The organism is Paenibacillus forsythiae T98 (assembly GCF_000520735.1).
Lineage (GTDB): Bacteria > Bacillota > Bacilli > Paenibacillales > Paenibacillaceae > Paenibacillus_AQ > Paenibacillus_AQ forsythiae.
Genome location: NZ_ASSC01000567.1, coordinates 1 through 2,082, shown reverse-complemented (window position 1 = coordinate 2,082; position 2,082 = coordinate 1). Strand labels below are relative to the sequence as shown.

Below are 2,082 nucleotides of genomic sequence, written 5' to 3'. Positions count from 1 at the left end.
CTCCGGCCCCGCCGTTTCCCGGCTTGTCCGCTGCGCCCGGTGATGGAGGCAGTAGTAGAGGACCAGCGCCAGGGACACCATCATTCCGGCGGTGAAATACATCGTGCTGTAAGCCGTATGGGAGGCGACAAAGCCCAGAACATAAGAGCCGAGACCGAAGCCAAAATCGAACAGAACATAGAAGGTGCTGGTGGCAAGCGCCCGGCGGTGGCCGGGAGCTGCTTGAATAGCCAATGTCTGAAGGCTGGGGAGGATCGCGCCGTAGCCGAGTCCGATCAGGCCCGCCGTGGCCAGGAACTCCGGAGCGGAAGACGCCCGGCTGAGCCAGAGTATGCCGGCCATGAACACCAGAATGCCCGGATAGACGAGAACATGAGCCCCTCTGCGGTCAAACAGACGGCCGGTAAAGGGCCGGGAGATCAGCACCAGGGCCGCTAACACGATGAAGAAGTAACTGGCGACGTCCCCAAGACCGATCGATTTGGCATAGACGGAGATGAATGTCGACAGCGATGCGTAAGCGAAGGCCAGAACGAATCCGGACAGGGACACCGGCAGGGCCTTCAGCTCGAAGTAACGCTGGATATTCCAGTTGCCGAGCGTTTGCGGCCGGGGCTTATGGGAAGGAACGGGTGTCCAAATGCCGAAGATGCAGGCGATAACGGCAAAGGCGCTGATAGTGATGAATAGCATCCGGAAGCCGGCGTGATCGGCGACGGTCAGGCCGATGAACGGGCCCATAACCATCGCGAGGCTCATGAACAGCGTGAAATAGCCGATGCCTTCGCCCTTCCGGCGCTCCGGGATAACATCAAGCACGATCACCGAGGTGGCCGTGGCGGCAATTCCGAAAGCGATTCCATGGACGAAGCGCAGCGCCAGCAGAGCGGTATAGCCTTGAATGAACAGATACAGCAAGGAGCAGACGGCGAACAACAGAAGCGAGCCGACCATAAGCGCTTTGCGGTTAACCTCGTCGAGCCATCTGCCGGTGAGCGGCCGGATCATCACGGCGGCCATGACGAACAGGGTCGTTACCAATCCGATACTTTGCTTGCTCCCGTGCAGATTATCCAGAACGAATACGGGCAGCGTCACCATCAGAATATAAAAGGTCATGAAAATGAAAAAGCTGCTAAAGCAGATCTTCAAAAAATTCCTGTTCCATAAACGTTCCTCATTAACCAACTTAGATCTCTTCTTTCCGCAATTGTTATAACAACAATATGGGCGAATAGCTGGTTTGTCAATTTGCAGCATCACTGCGGCATCACCGGACCGGCAAGCTCAAAAAAACAAGTTGACCCTGACACTGGTGTCAGGGTCTATAATGAACCTAAACATTCTCATCATCCGGAGAGATTGCAATGAAAATAGGCGAGCTTGCCAAACTGACGGGCGTCAGCGTCCGGTCGCTTCGATATTATGAATCACAAGGTTTGATTTCGCCGGTCCGTCTGGCCAACGGCTACCGCGAATATTCTCCGCTTGCCGTGGAGACGGTGGAGACAATCAAGCTGTACTTGAATTTGGGACTTACGACAGAGGAAATCGCGGGGTTTCTGCACTGCGTGCTGAAGAACAAGGAGGCTTTCTGCGCGGAGGTGATGCCGCTGTATGAATCCAAGCTGAAGGAGATTGAGCGTCAGCTGCATCAGCTGACGCAGATCAAGCTTAATTTGGAGGAGAGGATGGCTTCCATCCGCCGGGAGCGCGAATTGAGCGGCGCAGAAACCTTAGCCAAAGCAGGAGAGGAAGGATTCTAATGGCGATTAAACATGCGGAAACACCCGAGGGTCTGAGGGAAGAGGTGGCGGCGGGAGGGCTGGTGCTTGTCGATTACGGGGCAGCCTGGTGTCCGCCTTGCCGAAATCTGCTGCCGATTCTGGAGGAGCTGGACCGGGATTACGGAGACGCGGTGTCAGTCATAAAGGTTGACTGCGACGAGCAGCCCGGGCTTGCCGCGGAAGCCGGCGTCATGAGCATGCCGACCGTCATCGTCTACAAGGACGGCCAGCCGGTGGAGAAGCTGATTGGTTTAAGCCCGAAATCAGTCTATACGGGTGTTCTGGGCAGACATTT

At 56.0% G+C, this 2,082-nt stretch carries 3 protein-coding genes; 2 read left to right on the top strand and 1 reads right to left on the bottom strand.

Annotated elements, in window-relative coordinates; genetic code table 11:
• The coding region (locus L692_RS0117715) for an MFS transporter (RefSeq protein WP_415752770.1) at nt 1-1,152 on the bottom strand (1,152 nt) is incomplete at its 3' end.
• Between the two features lie 215 nt (nt 1,153-1,367).
• Between L692_RS0117715 and L692_RS0117710 the strand changes: the two genes are divergently transcribed.
• Nucleotides 1,368-1,766, top strand: coding sequence for a MerR family transcriptional regulator (locus L692_RS0117710; RefSeq protein WP_025701435.1), 399 nt, complete (start codon nt 1,368-1,370; stop codon nt 1,764-1,766).
• Nucleotides 1,766-2,082 (top strand): thioredoxin family protein (locus L692_RS0117705; protein WP_025701434.1); only part of this gene is annotated, 317 nt, incomplete at its 3' end. The genes L692_RS0117710 and L692_RS0117705, both read left to right, overlap by 1 nt.

Coding starts and splice junctions, on each gene's coding strand:
- L692_RS0117710 (WP_025701435.1), top strand. CDS start 1,368: ATGAAAATAGGCGAGCTTGCCAAACTGACGGGCGTCAGCGTCCGGTCG.